The following is a 19,459-nucleotide window of genomic DNA, read 5'->3' as shown; positions in this document are numbered from 1 at the left end:
ACGTGCGCCAGTCGTCGATTTTGCTCTGCGCGTCAGCCAATGACAAGAACCAATGCGCGTTCAGACATTCCTGACAGAAGCGCCCGTTGAAGCTTTCGACCTTGGCGTTGTCAGTGGGCGTGCCCGGCCGGCTGAAATCCAGTTCAACGCCATGTTCATACGCCCACCGGTCCATTGCCTTCGAGATGAATTCGCTGCCATTGTCGACCTTGATTGTGGCAGGGTGTCCGCGCATAGCGGTGATACGCGTCAGCGCTTCGACCACATGCTCTCCCTTCAGACTTTGTCCGACCTCGATGGCTAGACATTCCCGTGTGTAGTTGTCGACAACGGTCAGAGTCCGAAGGCGTCGTCCATCGAACAGTGCATCCGCAACGAAATCCATGCTCCAGATTTCGTTGATCGCGGTCACGATATGCTTGGGCTGTCGCAGCCGAGCCGATTTGTTACGTCGTGGCCGCTTATGCCGCAGTGAGAGTCCCTCCGCACGATACAGTCTGTAGACGCGCTTGCAATTATCTCGCCAGCCTTCCCGTCGCAGGACCACGTGAACGCGTCGATACCCGTAGTGCACGCGCGTGGCGGTGATTTCCTTGATACGCATGAGCAGCGCCGACGAATCGCGCGCCACTGACTGATACCGATACAGCGAACGAGACATGCCAAACAACGCGCAAGTCTTCGTCAGGCTGGTTCGATAGCGATCACGCAATTCATCGATCAACATGCGCCGACGGGCAGGCTTCAGAGCTTTTTTGCGAGTACGTCCTGCAGCATGGCCTTGTCCAGGCTCAGGTCCACCACGAGCCGCTTCAACTTCGTGTTTTCCTCTTCGAGCTGGCGCAAGCGGCGCAACTCAGAAGGCCCCAGCCCTCCGAATTTCTTCTTCCAGTTGTAGAAAGTCGCCTCGCTTATTCCGAGCTTGCGGCAGATCTCTTCGACCTTCGTACCCAGCTCGGCTTGCTTCAGTGCAAATGCGATCTGCTCTTCCGTAAACTTGCTCGTCTTCATGGCATGGCCTTCGTGTCCGCGTGGACACATCATGCCGAATTTCTCTACTTTTGCACCGGACTATTTCTTGGGTCAGGGTCACAACCGGGAAACAGATATCCATACTTCGCCTTCGGTAGCGCACTGCGTACGATCTCGACGGCCCGCTTGCAAAGTGGCACGCGCAGCGGCCGACCGCTCTTCGTGCGATCTCCCGGGATACTCCAGACACGATTGTCGAGATCAAACTCCTCAACCCGCGCAAACCGCGCCTCGTTCGTGCGAGTCGCCGTGAGGATAAGCAGGTGCAGCACCCGTGCCGCGCGTCGGGGACGATGCTCCAGCTCCCGGATAAACGTCGGAAGGTCTTCCCAAGGCAACGCCGGATGATGCTTTACCTGCGAGCGTTTCTTTGACCGTGGTAACACCAGTTGGAGATGGTCTACGTAACGAGCAGGGTTGCCACCGGCGCGGTGGCCCATCACGGTCTCCGCGTCCAGGATCGCCTTAATGCGCCCCCGCACACGGCGCGCCGTCTCTGCCTTTTTGGTCCAAATCGGCTGCAGAATGCGGACAATCATCGCTGTGTCGATGTCGCGCACACGCACGTCGCCGATGATGGGATAGGCGTAGGTCTTCAGCGTATTGTCCCATTGCTGACTGTGCTTCCGGTTTCGCCACTCCGATTCGTGCGCTCGAATGAACGCTTCAGCTGCCTCACGGAACGTCACGTTGGCATCGACGGAGATGTCGAGCAATCGACGACGCTGCTCTTCGTGCCGTGCCAGGATGGGATCGACCTGATCCCGGACCATCTCGCGGTACCTAGTGGCCAGCTTTCGCGCTTCACCAAGCGAGACTCGCGAAAGCGGTCCGAGGCCCATTTCGCGCACTCGCCTGTCAAGCGTGAAGCGAAACACCCATGAGCGTGCGCCACTGCCGGCGATCTGCATGAAGAGGCCACCGCCGTCGGCATAATGTCCTGGATCCACCGCCTTCGCGACCCGCAGCGCGCTAAGCCGATGCAACTGTCGTCCCGCCATGCCGCCCTCCTTTCCTACCCACAAAACCCATGTTGCTACCCATGTTTCGTGAGGAAATTGTGGAGGACGCGGCTGGACGTCGCAAGCGCATCCTTACCCACAAAACTCCGCAAAATCATGGGCTTGCGGACTTTCAGAGGAAGTTCAAGGAACGCCGCGGAAGCCCGGCATGGCGGAAGGCAGCCAGAGTCGAACTGACCCGGGAGTGTCTGACACCCCCAACCGGATTTGAAGTCCGGCCGTACCACCGGATACGAATGCCTTCCGTGGGAAAAAACCAAAAGAACGACGAGCGCCTACGCCTGTACACCCGTCCAACCGCTGTCAGGCCGCAGGAAGTGAAGATCGCGGTGGAAGCGAGTATACCCAACCCGATCGAAGAATTCGAGAATCTGGATCGCCCGCTTGCGGCCGAGCCCGGTCGCGTCGCGAAACGTCGCCGCATCGAGCCCGCCGCCGCGCGTCGGCGCGAGATTGGCAACCAGCCCGGCCAGTTCGCGCACGACATCCGTGTGATAGAACAGGTCGCGCACGACCTGATGCACGTCGCCGCGCCGCGCGAGCTTGCGCAGCAGCGTGCGCACGGCATCCTCGGCCGCCCCCGTGTCGCGCGCCAGATCGCGGACCCACGGCGGATCGAAGCGCCCCGCATGAATCAGCGGCAGCAGTTGCTGCGCCAGCGCTTCCTCGCGCGCATCGAAACTCACCGCATGCGACGGCAGATGCAGCCACGGCCCGCTTCGCGCGACCTCCCCGCCGTCCACCAGCGCATCGACCAACGCGCGCCACAGCACATCGCCGACGAGCGGCGCCGCCATCCGTCGCAGGCGCGCCGCATCGAGTCCCTGCTCGTCCGGCACGCGCTCGTGATACGCGCGCAGCGTGTCGATCGCCCTCGCCTGCAGCGCATGCCAGTGCGCGCGCGCGATCACCGTGCCGTCGTTCGACGCACGCTCGCGCTGGCCGATCGCCAGGGCGTCGTCCGGCAACGCGAGCGCGTCGGGCGCGAAGCCCGTCAGGTGCGTCAGCATCGTGCGTGCGATACCGAGCGGCGCCTGCGCAAGCAGCGCATCGAGCCGCCCTTCGTCGAGCCATGCCGCGAGTGCGTCGAGCCATGCGCGACGCGCGGGCGTGCGGCGCTTGCGCGCGGGACCGAACGGGTCGAGCACGCGGCCGCCGCCGACGGTGCGCGTCGCCTGCGGATTGCGGACGATGAAGCGATCGCCCGGCAGCGCGAACACGGGTTCGTCGAACACCAGTTGCACGCGCATCTTTTGGCCGGCCGCGAGCGTATCGCCGTCGAGCAGCGCGACGTGCGCGACGCGATGCAGCGTGCCGAGATGCACGTGCAGCGGCGCCCAGTGCGTCAGCGTGAGCCCCGCATCGGCCAGCAGCGTCAGGTCGACGTCGAGACGCGGCGACGTCGCGACGAGCCGCGCGTCCGCGACGGTATCGCCACGCTCGACGTCCGCCTTGTCGACGCCGGCCAGGTTCAGCGCGCAGCGCTCGCCAGCACGGCCCGCGCCGACCGGCCGGTTCTGCGCATGGATGCTGCGCACGCGCGCGGCGGCGCCAGTGCGCACGACCGCGAGCGTGTCGCCGGTCGCCACGCGGCCCGCGAACGCGGTACCCGTCACGACGGTGCCCTGCCCGGCGAGCGTGAACACGCGATCGACCGCGAGCCGGAACAGGCCGTCGTCGCGACGAGCGCGCCACGCGAGTGCCGCATCGGCGAGATGGCGCTTCAATGCGGCGACGCCCGGATCGTCCTCGCGCGTCGCGCAGGTTTCGAAGATCGGCGCGCCATCGAGCGTCGTGCCGTGCAGCCACGCGGCGATCTCGTCGCGCACCGCCGACAGGCGTGCGGTGTCGACGCGATCGCACTTCGTCAGCGCGACCGCGCCATGCGTGACGCCAAGCAGTTGCAGGATCGCGAGATGCTCGCGGGTCTGCGGCATCACGCCGTCGTCGGCGGCGATCACGAGCAGCGCGAAGTCGATTCCGCACGCGCCGGCCGCCATCGTATGAATCAGCTTCTCGTGGCCCGGCACGTCGATCAGGCCGAGCACGTCGCCGTTCTCGAGCGGCGTATATGCATAGCCGAGTTCGATCGAAATGCCGCGCGCCTTCTCTTCCTTCAAGCGGTCGGTATCGACGCCCGTCAGCGCGCGCACCAGCGTGGTCTTGCCGTGGTCGATGTGCCCCGCGGTACCGACGATCATGCAGCCGGCCCCGCGACCTGCACGCATTGCGCGACGAATGCCGCTTCGTCCGCCGCTTCGAGGCAACGCAGGTCGAGCCGCAGCGCGTTGTCGGCGATGCGGCCGATCACGGGACGCGGCCATTCGCGCAGTTTCTTCTCGAGTTGCGCGAGCGCGCGGCCGCCACGCTTGCCGTCCGGCGTGCGCACGACGAGCCCGGCGCTCGGCAACTGATCGATCGGCAGCGCACCGCTGCCGATCTGGCTGAACATCGGCTCGACCGTCACGTCGAAACCGCTGCCGAGCGCGGCCTGCAACGCCGGGCGCACGCGCTCGGCGGCCTCGGCGATATCGCGCTGCGGCCGCGTCAGCAAGCGCAACGTGGTGAGCCGCTCGCGCAGGAATTCCGGCGCGCGGTAGAGCCGCAGCACGGGTTCGAGCGCGGCGAGCGTCAGCTTGCCGACGCGCAGCACGCGCTTGAGCGGATGTTTCTTGATCTTCGCGACGAGCGCGCGATCGCCGACGATCAGGCCGGCCTGCGGCCCGCCGAGCAGCTTGTCGCCGCTGAACGTGACCACGTTCGCGCCGGCGGCGACGGTTTCCTGCACGGTCGTTTCGTGCGGCAGGCCCCATTGCGTCAGGTCGGCGAGCGTGCCGCTGCCGAGATCGACGGCGACCGGCAGCCCGTGCTCGCGCGCGAGCGGCGCGAGTTCGGCCAGCGTCACTTCCTTCGTGAAGCCGCTGATCGCATAGTTGCTGCAGTGCACCTTCATCAGGATCGCCGTGCGCGGGCCGATCGCATCCGCGTAGTCGCGCAGATGGGTGCGGTTGGTCGTGCCAACCTCGCGCAGCTTCGCGCCCGCGCGGCTCATGATGTCGGGAATGCGAAATGCACCGCCGATCTCGACCAGCTCGCCGCGCGACACGATCACTTCGCGTTTCGGTGCAAGCGCGGACAGCGTCAGCAACACGGCCGCGGCATTGTTGTTGACGACGGTCGCGGCTTCCGCGCCGGTCAGTTCGCACAGCAGATCGTCGATCAGGTCGTCGCGATCGCCGCGGCGGCCGGTGGCGAGATCGAATTCGAGGTTGACGGGCTGGGTGAGCGCGTCGACCACCGCACGCACTGCGTCATCGGGCAACAACGCGCGCCCGAGATTGGTGTGCAGCACGGTGCCCGTCAGGTTGAACACCGGGCGCACGGTGCCCGCGTTCTGTGCGGCCAGCGTGCGGGCGACGGCCGCGGCGATGCGCGGCTCGTCGAGCGGCTCGGCCGCCGACGGATCCTGCTGAGCGGCGGTGCGCCAGCGTTCGAGTTCGGCACGCACCGCGTTCAGCACGCGGGTGCGGCCATGGTCGGCGAGCAGCGGTTGCAGCGGTGCCGACGACAGCACGCGCTCTACCGACGGCACGCGCGCGAGGACGGCATTCAATTCATTCAAACCCGGTTCGGTCACGTAATGGTGGCTCCATTTCCATGCGCGGCAGGGCAGCCGACACCGGCTGCCCTGCCGTCACTCCGCTTAGCGCGACATGTCCGGCCACAGCAGCGGGTTCGGCGAACTGCGCTGGTAGCCGGCTTCGTTCATCAGCAGATCGAGCGTGAGGCTCGCGAGATCGTCCGCCAGCGGCTCGAACTCGTAGTCCTTGTCCTGGTAGCCGATCTTGCGATAGGTCTTGCATTCGTCGCACGACTCGGCCTTGACGGCTTCGCTGCCGCCCTCGATCCCGTGGTAGGCGATGCCCTTGGTCGAGTCGCAGTGCGAACATTTCGTGCGCACCATGTGCCACTCGGTCGTGCACAGCCCGCACTGAAGGAAACGGTAGCCCTGGAACTGGCCGCCGACGCGCACGACGCTCGCGACCGGATGCGAGCCGCACACGGGGCACAGCCCCGGCTGGTCGAGATACGGGACGTCGGCCGGTGCGACGCGGCTCGCGAGATCGGTCCAGACGACCTGCAACGCGGCCATCAGGAACGGCGCGGTGGCCGGATCGACTTCGGCGAAGCGCAGCGCGAGGATCGCGTCGGCCTGTGCGTCGAGTTCGGCGGGCGCCATCAGGCGCAGCCGGTCGAGCAGCTTCGCGAGCGACGGATTGACGAGCCCGGCGCTTTCGACGCGGTCGAGCAGTTCGTACAGCACGGCCCGCCACTGCGGGTTGCGCTCGCCGTCGAGCGCCGGCACGAGCGGCATCGAATGCTGCTGTGCACGCGCGATCGCTTCGGGCGACGGCATCGGCAGGTTCAGCGCCTGCAGCGTCGCGTGCTGCGCATCGGCGACGGTCGCCATCAGCCGCAGGTAGCCGCTGATCGGGTTCAGGTCGGCGAGCTTGCGCAGCCGTGCGGCACGCGCGGCAAACACGGTGTCGCGCTCCGGCAGGCGAAAGCGCGGAATGGCCGAATGATCGAGCGTCGAGATCTCGGTCGGTTCGAGAATGCGTTGTGTCACGAAAATGTCATCCAAAAAAACAAGCGCCGACGGATCGGCGCTCTTCAGGCAGTCCCGGCGGCAGGCGGGGCGGCACGCCGCAATCGGCGTACCGCCCCGCTCCCGTGCGTTATTTCACGCTTTCACGGAACCACTTCGGGTGATGCTTGCGGGCCCAGCCCAGCGTGACGGTGCCGCGCACCATCGCCCCGATCGAGCCCTTCACCCACAACGCCGCGTAAATGTGCACGATGATGCTCGCGATCAGCACGAAGGCCGCCACGGCATGCACGACGGCCGCCGCGCGGATCATCCCGATCGGGAAGTAGAACGAGAAGTAGCGTCGCCAGATCACGATCCCCGACAGCAGGAGCAACAGCAGGCACGCCACCAACGTGAAGAATAGCAGCTTCTGTCCGGCGTTATAGCGCCCGACAGGCGGCAGCTTGTCTTCCTGGTTGGTCAGCACGTCGTCGATCTGCCTCAGCCATTGCCGGTCATCCGCGTCGAGCACGTTGTGGTTCCAGAAGCGCACCACGAGAATCGCGAACGACACGAACATCACGAGACCGACGAACGGATGCAGGATCCGCGTCCACTGGCCGCCGCCGAACAGCGCGGTGAGCCAGAACATCGACGGATGGAACAGCGCGAGCCCGGACAGCGCGAGCAGCACGAACGTGATCGCGGTGATCCAGTGGTTCGTGCGCTCGTTCGGCGTGTAGCGGACGATCAGGTTGGGGTCGTCGTGCTTCATTTTGCGTCCTCCTTGATGCGTCGCGCCTCGTCGCGGGCGGCGGCTTCCTCGTCCTCGCTGACCTCGTTCGGACCGACCCGGGTGTAGTGGAAGAACCCGGCCAGCGCGGTCAGCGCGAGCCCGGCGACCGCGAGCGGCTTCGCGATGCCCTTCCACAGCTTCACCATCGGGCTGATCGACGGATTGTCGGGCAGCCCGTGGTACAGCGACGGCTTGTCCGCGTGGTGCAGCACGTACATCACGTGCGTGCCGCCGACGCCCTGCGGGTCGTACAGCCCCGCATGCTCGAAGCCGCGCTCCTTCAGGTCCTCGATCCGCTCGGCCGCGTGCTGCTTCATGTCCTCCTTGGTGCCGAACACGATCGCGCCCGTCGGGCAGGTCTTCACGCAGGCCGGTTCCTGGCCGACCGCGACACGGTCGGAACAGAGCGTGCACTTATATGCGCGATGATCCTTCTTCGAGATCCGCGGAACGTTGAACGGGCAGCCGGTCACGCAATAGCCGCAACCGATGCAGTTCTCCTCGTGGAAATCGACGATCCCGTTGTTGTACTGCACGATCGCGCCCGGCGACGGGCACGCCTTCAGGCAGCCCGGATCCTCGCAATGCATGCAGCCGTCCTTGCGGATCAGCCACTCGAGGTCGCCTGCCGGGATCTCGTATTCGGAGAACCGCATCACCGTCCACGAGTGCTCGGACAGGTCGGACGGGTTGTCGTACACGCCGACGTTGGTGCCGACTTCGTCGCGCAGGTCGTTCCACTCCATGCATGCCGTCTGGCATGCCTTGCAGCCGATGCACTTCGATACGTCGATCAGCTTCGCGACGCTCCCGGTCACCGGTTCGCGCACCGTGGGCGGTGGCGTCGTGGTGGCCGAGACGCGCTTGATATCCAGCGATTGCAATGCCATCTCTTCCCCCTTACGCCTTTTCGACCTTCACCAGGAACGACTTGAATTCCGGTGTGTACGAGTTGCCGTCGCCTACGGACGGAGTCAGGGTATTGGCGAGATAGCCGGGCTTCGTCAGACCCTTGAAGCCCCAGTGCAACGGGACGCCGACCGTCTGGACCTTCTTGCCCTCGATCGTCAGCGGCTTGATCCGCTTCGTGACGAGCGCGACCGCGACGATGTAGCCGCGCTTGGACGACACCTTCACGCGATCGCCATGCGCGACGCCGACTTCCTTCGCGAGATCTTCGCCGATCTCGACGAATTGCTCGGGCTGGATGATCGCGTTCAGACGCGCATGCTTGGTCCAGTAGTGGAAATGCTCGGTCAGCCGGTAAGTCGTCGCGACGTGCGGGAACTCCGACACCTTGCCGAACGACGCGCGGTCGTCCGGGAACACGCGGGCGGCCGGGTTATTCAGCGCCTGCGGGTTGTCGGGGTGCAGCGGGTTCGCCGCGAGCGGCGTCTCGAACGGCTCGTAGTGCTCGGGGAACGGACCTTCGTTCATCCCCGCGCGGGCGAAGAAGCGCGCGACGCCTTCCGGGTTCATGATGAACGGACCCATCCCGTTCTCGGGCGATTCGTCGGCCTTGAAGTCCGGCACGTCGGCGCCCTTCCACGCGCTGCCGTTCCAGCCGATCAGCTTGCGGGTCGGGTCGAACGGCTTGCCGCTCACGTCGCACGACGCGCGGTTGTACAGGATCCGCCGGTTGGCCGGCCAGGCCCACGCCCAGTTCAGCGTCTGGCCGATGCCGGTCGGGTCCGAGTTGTCGCGCCGCCCCATCTGGTTGCCGGCCTGCGTCCAGGCACCGCAGAAGATCCAGCAGCCGCTCGCGGTCGTGCCGTCGTCCTTCAGCTGTGCGAACGCGGCGAGCTGCTCGCCCTTCTTCACGAGCGTCTTGGCCGGATCCTTCGGGTCGGGCAAGTCGGCGAGCGCACGGCCGTTGAACTCCATCGCGAGCTCTTCGGGCGTCGGGCTTTCCGGGTTCGCGTACGGCCAGGTCAGGTTCACGATCGGGTCCGGATACTTGCCGCCATCCGTCTGGTACATCTTGCGCATGCGCAGGAACAGCCCCGACATGATCTCGAGATCGCTGCGCGCCTGGCCCGGCGGCTCCGCGCCCTTCCAGTGCCATTGCAGCACGCGGCTCGAACTGACGAGCGAGCCGTTTTCCTCCGCGAAGCACGTGGTCGGCAGACGGAACACCTCGGTCTGGATCTTCGACGCATCGACGTCGTTGTAGTCGCCGTGATGCTTCCAGAACTCGGACGTCTCGGTTGCGAGCGGATCCATGATCACGAGCCACTTCAGCTTCGCGAGGCCTGCCGCCGTCTTCACCTTCGACGGCGCCGCCGCGAGGGGGTTGAAGCCCTGGCAGATGTAGCCGTTCATCTTGCCGGCATTCATCAGCTCGATCGCCTGCAGCAGGTCGTACTGCTTGTCCAGCTTCGGCAGGTAGTCGTAGGCCCAGTTGTTCTCGGCGGTCGCCGCATCGCCCCACCACGACTTCATGAAGCTGACGTGGAAGGCCTTGTAGTTCTTCCAGTAGCTCAGCTGGTTCGGTCGCAGCGGCAGCTGCGTGCGCTTCTTGATGTAGCCGTCGAAATCCTGCTCAGCCTGCATCGGCAGCGTCATGTAGCCCGGCAGCAGGTTCGACATCAGCCCGAGGTCGGTCAACCCCTGGATGTTCGAGTGGCCGCGCAGCGCGTTCATGCCGCCGCCGGCGATGCCGATGTTGCCGAGCAGCAGCTGCACCATCGCGCCGGTGCGGATGATCTGCGCGCCGATCGAGTGGTGGGTCCAGCCGAGCGCGTACAGCACCGTGCCGGCGCGGCCGGGAACGGCCGTCGTCGCGAGCATTTCGCACACCTTCAGGAATTTCTCCTTCGGCGTGCCGCACGTCTGCTGCACCATGTCCGGCGTATAGCGCGCGTAGTGCTGCTTCAGCAGGTTGTACACGCAGCGCGGATGCTGCAGCGTCGGGTCGACCTTCACGAAGCCGTCGTCGCCGCGTTCGTAGTCCCAGCTCGATTTGTCCGGGTACGCGTGTTTCTCCGCATCGTAGCCGGAATAGATGCCGTCGTTGAACGCGAAATCCTCGCGCACGATGAACGAGAAGTCCGTGTAGTTCTTCACGTACTCATGCTGGATCTTGTCGTTCGTCAGCAGATAGTTGATCACACCGCCCAGGAAGACGATGTCGGTGCCGGTGCGGATCGGCGCGTAGTAATCGGCCACCGAGGCCGTACGCGTGAAGCGCGGGTCGACGACGATCAGCCGCGCCTTGCGGTGCGCCTTCGCCTCCGTTACCCATTTGAAACCGCACGGATGGGCCTCGGCCGCATTGCCGCCCATCACGAGAATCACGTCCGCGTTCTTGATGTCGACCCAATGGTTCGTCATCGCTCCACGGCCAAACGTCGGGGCAAGACCTGCCACCGTCGGGCCATGTCAGACACGCGCCTGATTGTCGAATGCGAGCATCCCCAGACTACGGATAGTCTTGTGGGTCAGGTAGCCGACTTCGTTGCTGCCCGCCGACGCGGCCAGCATGCCGGTGGTCAGCCAGCGGTTGACCTTCGCGCCGTCTTCGGCCGTCTCGACGAAGTTCGCGTCGCGGTCCGCTTTCATCAGCTTCGCGATCCGGTCGAGCGCGTCGTTCCACGAGATCGGTTCCCACTTGTCCGAGCCGGGCGCGCGGTATTCGGGATGCGTCAGGCGGTTCGGGCTGTGGATGAAATCGATCAGGCTCGCGCCCTTCGGGCACAGCGTGCCGCGATTGACGGGATGGTCGGGATCGCCTTCGATATGGATGATGCTCGGCTGTGCGTTCTTCGCGCCGTCACCGAGGCTATACATCAGGATGCCGCAACCCACCGAGCAATAAGGGCAGGTGTTGCGCGTTTCGACTGTGCGCGCCAGCTTGTACTGTCGGACCTCGGCGAGCGCTTCCGTCGGAGAAAAGCCCATCAGGGCAAGACTCGATCCGGCAAGCGACGTGGCCGTCACCTTCAGGAACTGGCGCCGGGACATTTGTAGCATGATGGTCTCGGCGTTTTTGTGGGGTGAGGTGAAACTGAAAGGAATTATAGACAGTTCAGGCAACTATGATCGAATCCTCGGATCAATACGGATTTGTCTGATCCCCCGATGTCCTCGCGTACAACGCCCAACCGAACCGTCATGAAACGACCGATCACGTCCGAAGCCACCCGTCTCGCGCAACAACAGGCCAACTGGGCGCTCAACGCGTTCAAGCGCTTCTCGTCCGACCGCTGCTCGGCGATGGCCGCGAGCATCGCGTTCTTCTCCGCGTTCTCGCTCGCGCCGACGCTCGTGATGGTGATCGCCGTGGCCGGCTGGTTCTACGGCGACGACGCCGCACGCGGCCAGGTGTTCGAGCAGGCGCATCAGTTGATCGGCGACGACGCGGCGGCCAGCATCCAGACGATCGTGCAGAACGCGCATCGCGCGGGCGAGCGCGGCGGAATCGCGACGCTGATCTCGTTCGCCGCGCTCGCGGTCGGCGCGTCGGCGACGTTCGCGTCGCTGAACACCGCGCTGAGCGTGATCTGGCCGAGCACGGAAAGCCGCTGGTCGAGCATGCTCGGGCTCGTGCGCGTGCGGCTGGTTTCGTTCGGGCTCGTGCTCGGCGTCGCGTTCCTGTTGATCGTGTCGCTGGTGCTCGATACCGCGATCACGTTCGTCGGCACCTGGCTGCTCGGCGATTCGCCGTACGTCGTGATCACCAATCTGCTGCAGTTCTTCGTCGGCATCGCGGTGCTCGCGGGCGCGTTCGCCGCGCTGATGAAGTTCCTGCCCGACGCGCGCGTCGCATGGCGCGACGCGACGATCGGCGGGATCGTGTCCGCGATCCTGTTCTCGGGCGGCAAGAAGCTGTTCGCGCTGTACCTCGCGCGCGCGGGCACGGCCAGCGCGTTCGGCGCGGCCGGATCGTTCGCGGTCCTGCTGATGTGGCTGTACTTCTCGGCGGCGGTGCTGCTGCTCGGCGCGGAATTCGCGGCCGCGCGCGGCGATGCGCATCGCCGCACCGGCAACACTGCGGCCGCGGCCGCGCCGACCGATCGCGCAAGCGGCGACTGATTCCCCACGTATTGCTTCCCGCGGTCGCGCCGCGCGCGTCGTATCGCCGCCCTACGCGACCGTCTCCCTTTCCGCAACCATCCCGCCCGCCACGCATTCGCGCACGTTGACGCGTTCTTTGCGTCGGCAGGCGATGCGCGCTGCAACGGCAAACGTTTGCATGCCTCGATTTCCGCGCACGAACCGGCGAAATCCGCCCTTCCCCTGCCGAACGCATCAACAGTTGCAACAATCGCAGCGCACCAAATGTCAACTATTTCAAAAAGAGGAACAGTCGTTGATGTCCTTGATATATATGGATTTTTTTCGGCTGTTACCTTTTCGAGACACTTTATTTTTTAAGCTTTCTTGCACGTATGGCACTGAGCTATTCTCCAATCCGCAACAAATAACGAATGACGATTCATTTGCGTGGAGATACTCAACGATGAAGAAACTCGCACTCTCGACCCTCTCGCTCGCCCTGCTGGGCGCCGCTGGCGCTGCTCACGCTCAGTCGAGCGTCACGCTGTACGGCGTGATCGATACGTCGATCGCATGGGTTCACGGCAACAACGGCCAAGCCAACAACTCGTGGCAAATGCTGTCGGGCAACCTGCAAGGCAGCCGTTGGGGCCTGAAAGGCGCTGAAGACCTCGGCGGTGGCCTGAAGGCGATCTTCCAGTTGGAAAACGGTTTTGATCCGGGCACCGGCCACCTGAACCAGGGCGGTCGCATGTTCGGTCGTCAGGCATACGTCGGCCTCGAGAGCGCCCAGTACGGTACGCTGACGCTCGGCCGCCAGTACGACCCGCTGGTCGACCTGGTCCAGGCAGTCACGGCTGACAACTACTTCGGCAGCGTGATGGCAACGCCGGGCGACGTCGACAACAACGACAACTCGCTGCGCGTCAGCAACGCAATCAAGTACACGTCGCCGGTCTGGGCAGGCTTCCAGGTCGAAGGCATGTACGCTCTCGGCGGCGTTGCAGGCAAGACGGGTTCGGGCCAGACGTGGTCGGTCGCGGCTGCCTACAACAACGGCCCGGTCGGCGTTGCAGCAGGCTACTTCTACGCAGCCAACCCGTCGCCGACGACGGCTGTCGGCCGCGCAGGCTGGGGTTCGACGACGTCCGACGCGATCTTCGACGGCCCGATCAACTCGGGTTACGCAACGGCGAAGTCGATCGCCATCGCGCAAGTCGCAGGCCAGTATGCCCTCGGCCCGGTGACGTTCGGCCTCGGCTACAGCAACGCACAGTACAAGCCGGACGCATTCTCGGGCTTCGGCTCGACCGAAAAGTACAACACGGGCCGCGCGTTCGTGACGTACCAGGTCACGCCGCCGCTGCTGCTGGGCCTCGGCTACTCGTACACGAAGGCTAGCGGCGACACGTCGGCTAAGTACCACCAAGTCGGTGTCGGCGCGGACTACTCGCTGTCGAAGCGCACGGACGTCTACCTGGTTGGCGCATACCAGCACGCAAGCGGCACGCAGCTCGTCGACGGCGTGCAGCAAAGCGCGCAAGCGTCGATCGCTTCGTACGGCTTCGCTGGCAAGAGCTCGGCCGAGCTGGTCGCGGTCGGCATTCGCCACAAGTTCTAAGAAGTACGTTTCCGGTGTGCATGGCGTCTCCGACGCCATGTCGCCGAACTGCAAAACCAGTCACCGGTTTCGGCCGTGGCTGGTTTTTTTTCGTCCGTTGCCGGCGGCGCCGTGGCGGGCGATGGCCGTGGTCGGCACTTGGGTACGGCAACCGGCCGGGAGCGGCTCCTGGACCGCCTGTCGCGCGCTGGAAGCCTGTCCTGAGGCATCCGGACACCCCTTTCTGTCCGACGGCCGCATACGGCCGGTCAGGCGCACGCCGCCGCGCGAACCTCGCCATATCCCCCTGACGCGCGACGACGGAATCCGTCATCGCAACGGACGCTTGTTCGCCCACCCTGCCGATTTCGATCCCGCGACGCGAAGCACTATGCTTCGACTTGTCGATTTCGACGGCCTTCGTCCGTCGTATCGATGGCGGCACGCGGATTGCCCCATCCCTCACCGACATCCGACAGGAGACGCTCCATGACGATTCAGAAGATCACGCCGTTCCTCTGGTATGCGACGGAAGCCGAAGAAGCCGCAGCCTTCTACGCGGGCATTTTCCCGAACTCGCGCGTCGTGCGCGTCACGGCGATACCCGGCACCAGCGGCACCCGGATGGTCGAATTCGAGCTGTTCGGCCAGCCGTTCATCGCGATGAGCCACCCGCGCACCGAGACGTTCAACCACGCGATCTCGCTGATGATCAGTTGCGCCGACCAGGCGGAACTCGACCGCTACTGGAGCGCGCTGCTCGACAACGGCGGCACGGCCGACGGCTGCGGCTGGCTGCGTGACCGCTTCGGCGTCTCATGGCAGATCGTGCCCGACGCGCTGATCCCGATGATGGCCGACCGTGACGAGGTCAAGGCGGCGCGCGTGGCCGCGGCCATGATGCAGATGACGAAGTTCGACGTCGCCGCGCTGAAGGCCGCCTACGCCGGCACGGCGGGCTGACGAAGCACCGGCGCCGCGGCCTCCTTCGCGCGGGCATCGGCACGCCCGCGGCGCGCGCGCGATACGGGCGTGTCCGCGGCCGTCGACGGGATTGCATCGTGCCGCGACGCAATCGCGGGCAGCGACCGTTCGCGCGCGGCTACGCCGACAACATGGCTTCGACGATCCGTCGCACGTAGCGCACGAATGCGGCGACCGGTTGGCCCGACAACAGCGCATCGGCACCGTCGCCGTCACCGCGCAGATAGACGGTACGCGCGGCCGACAGAACGGGGCGGTACGTGTCGGGCAGGCGCTCCAGCGCCCACGCCGCGGCGACATCCTTCGGCGCGATCCTGCCGGTCGCGGCGCTGTACCAGATGCGCGCGAGCGCGAGCACGACGTTGCATTCGTCGCCGCGCCAGTCGGGCTCGGCATTCCACTGCGCAACCGTGGCGAGGAGCGCGGCGACGAAATCGCGTGCGGGCACCGCGTCGAACCACGCGGCCGCGCGCGGCCCGCGCAGCGCAACGTCGTGCTGCCGCACCTTCGTCAACAGAATGGCCAGATTGTGATCGACGCATGCCGGCTCGACGATACCCGCGCGCAGATCGCGGCGCAGCCATTCGCCGAACTGCAGTTCGCGCCGGGCGGGATGACGCCACGGCACCACGTCGCCGTGCACGACCACGGTTACTTCCAGCGCGCGCATGAGCGCCTCGCTCCGCGGCGGCGCAGACACGTCGAGCAAGTCGAGCATCAGCGCGCGCCGCACCGCTTCGCCCGGCGATGCGGCAACCGTCACCAGCAGGTCGATGTCGCTGCGCGGTTTCAGCCCGCCGTCGAGCGCCGAACCGAACAGATGCATCGCCTGCAGCGTCGCGCCGAGATGCCGTTCGATCGCGGCGCACGCGACCGTCACCTGCTCGGCGATCTCGGCGGGAACGATCGTCGCGTTCATCGCGCAAACCCCGCGCGACGCACGCGCAACGCGCGGCGATGCACAGCCGCGCGCCGGCACGAACACGACGATCCGGCCATCCGCGCAAGCGGCCGGCCACACCGGATGCGCGTCACGTCATGCCGTATCCGCGCCGTGCGATACCGACGCGGCCGTTCGATTTGCGCGGCGCAATAAAAATCCCCGTACGCTTTCGCGTACGGGGATCGTCGGACATCGCAACGGCCGCCGACATGCATTCGGCGACCGTTACGCGGCATTACGCAGCCGCGTCCTTCAGCTTCTTCAGCGCACGTGCCTTCACGCGCACGCTGGCCGGCTTCGCCGGGAACCAGCGCTCTTCGCCCGTGAACGGATCCTTGCCGAAGCGCTTCTTCTTCGCCGGCACGACTTGCGCCGTGATCTTCAGCAGACCCGGCAGCGTGAACTCGCCTGCGCCCTTCTTGTGAACCGAGCCCAGCACGACGTTCTCGAGTGCGACGAGCACTGCCTTGACCGCCTTCACTTCGACAGCTGCGCGCTCAGCGATGTGCGTTGCGAGCGATGCCTTCGTGAACTTGTCCTTCAGCGGCGTCGGAGCAGCCGGTGCTGCCTTCGCGACAGCCTTCTTGGCCACTACTTTCTTCGCGGGCGCAGCCTTTTTGGCAGCCACTTTCTTGGTGGCCGGTGCGGCAGCCTTCTTGGCCACCTTTTTTGCGGAAGTCGCCATGTTTCTCCTACCAGGTGTGGTCGTTGGATACACGAAGCGTGCAACGCGCGCGCTTCAACGCCGGATTCTACAAGCGCCTTGACGCTTCGTGGAGTACTTTTATGCGTTTTCGCGGGGTTTCCCGCAGGTTTTGTTGCGCGCGACCGACTTCGACGCCGCTCCGGCATCGAAAAACGCCTTCACGTATACGTCCAAACGCGTCCGATCGCGAATTACGTTCGATATTTGCGCACCTATACTGACCTCGCTCAGTGCCCCGGATGCCTTCATGCGCGAAGTCAGATACGTCAAAGGACTCGACGGCCTGCGAGCCATCGCCGTCATCCTCGTTTTCCTGTCCCACAAGGGCCACGTCCTCGCCGTCGACGTGGGCAAGCTCGGTGTGTGGACGTTCTTCTTCATCAGCGGATTCCTGATCGTCGGTGAACTGCATCGCAATCGTCAGGCGATCGAGTGCGGCGCGATGACGCGCCGTCATGCGCTGGCGCTGTTTCTCGCGAAGCGCGCGCTGCGGATCTTTCCCGTCTATTACCTGCTGCTCGCCGCGCTCGCGATCGCGCACGCGCTGTTCTACCAGCGCGGCGTCGATCTCGGGCTCGCTTGGCACGCCACGTTCCTGTCGAATTACTGGATCGGCGTCGTCAAGGACGGCTGGCCGGGCTCCACGTCGCACTTCTGGAGCCTCGCGGTTGAGCAGCAGTTCTATCTGATTGCGCCGCTCACGCTGCTCGCGGTGCCGGCCGCGCGCCACGTCGTGCTCGGCGTCGCGGCCATCGCGCTGTGCGCGCTCGCGCATCTCGCGCTCTACGCGGTCGATGCATCGCCGGTGCTGATCTACGCGTTTTCCCCGTGGAATTTCGCGCTGATCGCGCTGGGCGGCGTCGGCGCGATGGCGCTCGCCGATCGCGGCCAGGACGTCGTCCGCCGCATTCCGCCCGGCTGGCTCGGCGCCGCCGGCGTCGTGTTCTTCCTCGCGCTGCCCGCGTTCACGATGCTGCCGGACGTCGTCACGGGGCTCGCGGATCTCGGCTTGTCAGCGTCGCTCGGCGCGCTGATGCTGTGGATCGTCACCGAACCCGACCATCCGGCCGTGGCACTGCTCGACTGGGCGCCGCTCGTCTATCTCGGCACGATCAGCTACGGCTTCTACCTGTTCCACAACCTGATCCCGGCACGTTTCGGGGAGATGCCCGCGCTGTTCGCGCACGTGCCGGTGCCCGGAATCGTCCGGGACGTGCTGCCCGAACTGCTGCAGTTCGCGCTTGCCGTGCTGCTCGCACATCTGTCGTGGCGCTATCTGGAACGGCGCCTGCTCGACTTCAAGAAGCCGATCGCCGCGATGCTGGCCCGGTACTTCGTCGCGCGGCCGAGCACGTCGCCGCGCTGAGCGCGATACCGGCGCGGACGCGACGCAGCCTGTACGCAACCGTCGCTCATCAGCGCGCAAGCGGCCGGCGCGCCGGCACCGGTTTCATCGCCGCGGCATCCGGCGCATCGCGCAACGCGCGCTCGAACCGGCATCGCCGTCCGGCGGCATACCAGAATCGTCGCGCATGCACCCGCTCAAATCCGCCCGACATCCGCATCGCCGCTCACCCGCCGCCGCACGCGCGCGCTTCGTCCACACGCAAAAAAGCCCCGACGCACGAGGCAGCCGGGGCCAACGGAACAACCACCACCTGAAACAACGGAGCAGCGCAGCTGCTTATGCGACAGCAGCCAGCGCGGGCAGACACGTACGCAGGTACGCCTCGAATTCGCGGCTCACTTCCGGATGCTGGAGCGCGAGCTCGACGGTCGCCTTGAGGTAGCCGATCTTGCTGCCGCAATCGAAACGCGTGCCGTAGTAGCGATACGCGAGCACCTGCTCGTTCGCGAGCAGCGTCTGGACCGCGTCGGTCAGCTGCAGCTCGCCGCCGGCGCCCGGCTTGAGCTTGCGCAGGTGATCGAAGATCGTCGGCATGAACACGTAGCGGCCGACCACGCCGAGGTTCGACGGCGCGTCTTCCGGCGCCGGCTTCTCGATGATGCCCGACAGCTTGATGATGTCCTCTTCCCACTCGCGGCCTTCGACGACGCCGTACGAGCGGCTGTCCTCGCGCGGAATCGTCTCGACGCCGATCACCGAGCTGTGATAGTGGTCGAACACGTCGACGAGCTGCTTGAGCACAGGCTGTTCGCCGTGCAGCAGGTCGTCGGCGAGAATCACCGCGAACGGCTCGCCGTGCACGAGCTTTTCCGCGCACAGCACCGCGTGGCCGAGACCGAGCGCTTCCGGCTGGCGCACGTAGAAGCAGTTCACGTGGCTCGGCTTGATGCCGCGCACGAGTTCGAGCAGCTTTTCCTTGCCGCGCGCCTCGAGTTCGGCCTCGATCTCGTACGACTTGTCGAAGTGATCCTCGATCGCGCGCTTGCTGCGCCCGGTCACGAAGATCATCTCGGTGATACCGGCGTTGATCGCTTCCTCGACCGCGTACTGGATCAGCGGCTTGTCGACGACGGGCAGCATCTCCTTCGGGCTCGCCTTCGTTGCCGGGAGGAACCGCGTGCCGAGACCGGCGACGGGGAACACGGCCTTGGTGACTTTCAACATGTTCGCATCCTGATTGCGTTGACTGCGCCGCGTCGCTGGGCGACCCGGCGCGATTGTTTTTCGAACGGCATATCGAGAACCGGCGGCACGGCCAATTCCACTCCGCTCATTTTCGATATGGACCTATTGCCCATGTTTCCGGAAAATAGATAATCCGCGAATCCGGTCGATATTGCCGAACCCGGCGCCGACACATAAACAAATTACCGATTTTC

14 protein-coding genes, 1 tRNA gene and 1 pseudogene are annotated in these 19,459 nt (G+C 65.4%); 4 read left to right on the top strand and 12 right to left on the bottom strand.

Annotation, left to right across the window (positions count from 1 at the left end; translation table 11 throughout):
- The 9 genes and pseudogenes from ACV22V_RS03510 to fdnG form a co-directional block, all read right to left on the bottom strand.
- A pseudogene (locus ACV22V_RS03510) lies at window positions 1-1,011 on the bottom strand (IS3 family transposase); the annotation flags it as partial.
- Between the two features lie 44 nt (window positions 1,012-1,055).
- Window positions 1,056-2,033, bottom strand: coding sequence for a tyrosine-type recombinase/integrase (locus ACV22V_RS03505; RefSeq protein WP_448012994.1), 978 nt, complete (start codon window positions 2,031-2,033; stop codon window positions 1,056-1,058).
- A 170-nt stretch (window positions 2,034-2,203) separates the two neighbouring features.
- Window positions 2,204-2,299: transfer RNA gene (locus tag ACV22V_RS03500), tRNA-Sec, on the bottom strand.
- A gap of 30 nt (window positions 2,300-2,329) precedes the next feature.
- Window positions 2,330-4,255 carry a selenocysteine-specific translation elongation factor gene (gene selB / locus ACV22V_RS03495; protein WP_448012992.1) on the bottom strand — a complete coding sequence of 642 codons (1,926 nt, stop codon included), beginning with the start codon at window positions 4,253-4,255 and terminating at the stop codon, window positions 2,330-2,332.
- Window positions 4,252-5,691 carry an L-seryl-tRNA(Sec) selenium transferase gene (gene selA, locus ACV22V_RS03490; RefSeq protein ID WP_448012990.1) on the bottom strand — a complete coding sequence of 480 codons (1,440 nt, stop codon included), beginning with the start codon at window positions 5,689-5,691 and terminating at the stop codon, window positions 4,252-4,254. The genes selB and selA overlap by 4 nt, the downstream gene beginning before the upstream one ends.
- A gap of 66 nt (window positions 5,692-5,757) precedes the next feature.
- Complete coding sequence (gene fdhE / locus ACV22V_RS03485) at window positions 5,758-6,684, bottom strand: formate dehydrogenase accessory protein FdhE (RefSeq protein WP_448012989.1); 927 nt, start codon at window positions 6,682-6,684, stop codon at window positions 5,758-5,760.
- A gap of 109 nt (window positions 6,685-6,793) precedes the next feature.
- Window positions 6,794-7,420: a formate dehydrogenase subunit gamma gene (locus ACV22V_RS03480; RefSeq protein WP_448012987.1), complete on the bottom strand. Its 627-nt coding sequence runs from the start codon at window positions 7,418-7,420 to the stop codon at window positions 6,794-6,796.
- Window positions 7,417-8,331: a formate dehydrogenase subunit beta gene (gene fdxH / locus ACV22V_RS03475; protein ID WP_448012986.1), complete on the bottom strand. Its 915-nt coding sequence runs from the start codon at window positions 8,329-8,331 to the stop codon at window positions 7,417-7,419. Before fdxH ends, ACV22V_RS03480 begins: the two co-directional genes overlap by 4 nt.
- Before the next feature lie 10 nt (window positions 8,332-8,341).
- The gene (fdnG, locus tag ACV22V_RS03470; protein WP_156437126.1) at window positions 8,342-11,413 is read right to left on the bottom strand and encodes a formate dehydrogenase-N subunit alpha; all 3,072 of its coding nucleotides are present in this window, start codon (window positions 11,411-11,413) and stop codon (window positions 8,342-8,344) included.
- A 141-nt stretch (window positions 11,414-11,554) separates the two neighbouring features.
- Between fdnG and ACV22V_RS03465 the strand changes: the two genes are divergently transcribed.
- The 3 genes from ACV22V_RS03465 (at window position 11,555) to ACV22V_RS03455 (ending at window position 15,002) form a co-directional block, all read left to right on the top strand.
- The gene (locus ACV22V_RS03465; protein WP_059524789.1) at window positions 11,555-12,475 is read left to right on the top strand and encodes a YihY/virulence factor BrkB family protein; all 921 of its coding nucleotides are present in this window, start codon (window positions 11,555-11,557) and stop codon (window positions 12,473-12,475) included.
- 427 nt (window positions 12,476-12,902) lie between these two features.
- The gene (locus ACV22V_RS03460; protein WP_059689719.1) at window positions 12,903-14,060 is read left to right on the top strand and encodes a porin; all 1,158 of its coding nucleotides are present in this window, start codon (window positions 12,903-12,905) and stop codon (window positions 14,058-14,060) included.
- Window positions 14,061-14,528: 468 nt separating this feature from the next.
- Entirely contained in the window at window positions 14,529-15,002 is a 474-nt protein-coding gene (locus tag ACV22V_RS03455; RefSeq protein WP_059689716.1) for a VOC family protein, read from the top strand.
- 139 nt (window positions 15,003-15,141) lie between these two features.
- Here ACV22V_RS03455 and ACV22V_RS03450 read toward each other — a convergent pair whose 3' ends face one another.
- Together ACV22V_RS03450 and ACV22V_RS03445 are read right to left on the bottom strand one after the other, a co-directional pair.
- On the bottom strand, window positions 15,142-15,942 hold the full coding sequence (locus ACV22V_RS03450) for an AadA family aminoglycoside 3''-O-nucleotidyltransferase (protein WP_448012984.1): 801 nt from the start codon (window positions 15,940-15,942) through the stop codon (window positions 15,142-15,144).
- Between the two features lie 259 nt (window positions 15,943-16,201).
- A complete protein-coding gene (locus ACV22V_RS03445; protein ID WP_011548077.1) occupies window positions 16,202-16,651 on the bottom strand; it encodes an HU family DNA-binding protein in 450 nt (149 codons plus the stop codon).
- 268 nt (window positions 16,652-16,919) lie between these two features.
- Between ACV22V_RS03445 and ACV22V_RS03440 the strand changes: the two genes are divergently transcribed.
- The gene (locus ACV22V_RS03440) at window positions 16,920-18,038 is read left to right on the top strand and encodes an acyltransferase family protein (protein ID WP_448012983.1); all 1,119 of its coding nucleotides are present in this window, start codon (window positions 16,920-16,922) and stop codon (window positions 18,036-18,038) included.
- Between the two features lie 318 nt (window positions 18,039-18,356).
- On the opposite strand, the gene galU is transcribed toward ACV22V_RS03440, so the two are convergent.
- On the bottom strand, window positions 18,357-19,244 hold the full coding sequence (galU, locus tag ACV22V_RS03435) for a UTP--glucose-1-phosphate uridylyltransferase GalU (RefSeq protein ID WP_034179975.1): 888 nt from the start codon (window positions 19,242-19,244) through the stop codon (window positions 18,357-18,359).
- Between the last annotated feature and the right edge of the window lie 215 nt (window positions 19,245-19,459).

The organism is Burkholderia sp. AW33-5, from assembly GCF_053427615.1.
Note: the sequence above shows the minus strand (reverse complement) of the source record. Positions and strands in the feature narration are given on the sequence as shown.

Bases quoted from the DNA above. Each gene is read 5' to 3' on its own strand.
- ACV22V_RS03505 (WP_448012994.1), bottom strand. From the start codon at position 2,033: ATGGCGGGACGACAGTTGCATCGGCTTAGCGCGCTGCGGGTCGCGAAG.
- selB (WP_448012992.1), bottom strand. From the start codon at position 4,255: ATGATCGTCGGTACCGCGGGGCACATCGACCACGGCAAGACCACGCTG.
- ACV22V_RS03480 (WP_448012987.1), bottom strand. From the start codon at position 7,420: ATGAAGCACGACGACCCCAACCTGATCGTCCGCTACACGCCGAACGAG.
- fdxH (WP_448012986.1), bottom strand. From the start codon at position 8,331: ATGGCATTGCAATCGCTGGATATCAAGCGCGTCTCGGCCACCACGACG.
- ACV22V_RS03465 (WP_059524789.1), top strand. From the start codon at position 11,555: ATGAAACGACCGATCACGTCCGAAGCCACCCGTCTCGCGCAACAACAG.
- ACV22V_RS03460 (WP_059689719.1), top strand. From the start codon at position 12,903: ATGAAGAAACTCGCACTCTCGACCCTCTCGCTCGCCCTGCTGGGCGCC.
- ACV22V_RS03455 (WP_059689716.1), top strand. From the start codon at position 14,529: ATGACGATTCAGAAGATCACGCCGTTCCTCTGGTATGCGACGGAAGCC.
- ACV22V_RS03450 (WP_448012984.1), bottom strand. From the start codon at position 15,942: ATGAACGCGACGATCGTTCCCGCCGAGATCGCCGAGCAGGTGACGGTC.
- ACV22V_RS03445 (WP_011548077.1), bottom strand. From the start codon at position 16,651: ATGGCGACTTCCGCAAAAAAGGTGGCCAAGAAGGCTGCCGCACCGGCC.
- ACV22V_RS03440 (WP_448012983.1), top strand. From the start codon at position 16,920: ATGCGCGAAGTCAGATACGTCAAAGGACTCGACGGCCTGCGAGCCATC.
- galU (WP_034179975.1), bottom strand. From the start codon at position 19,244: ATGTTGAAAGTCACCAAGGCCGTGTTCCCCGTCGCCGGTCTCGGCACG.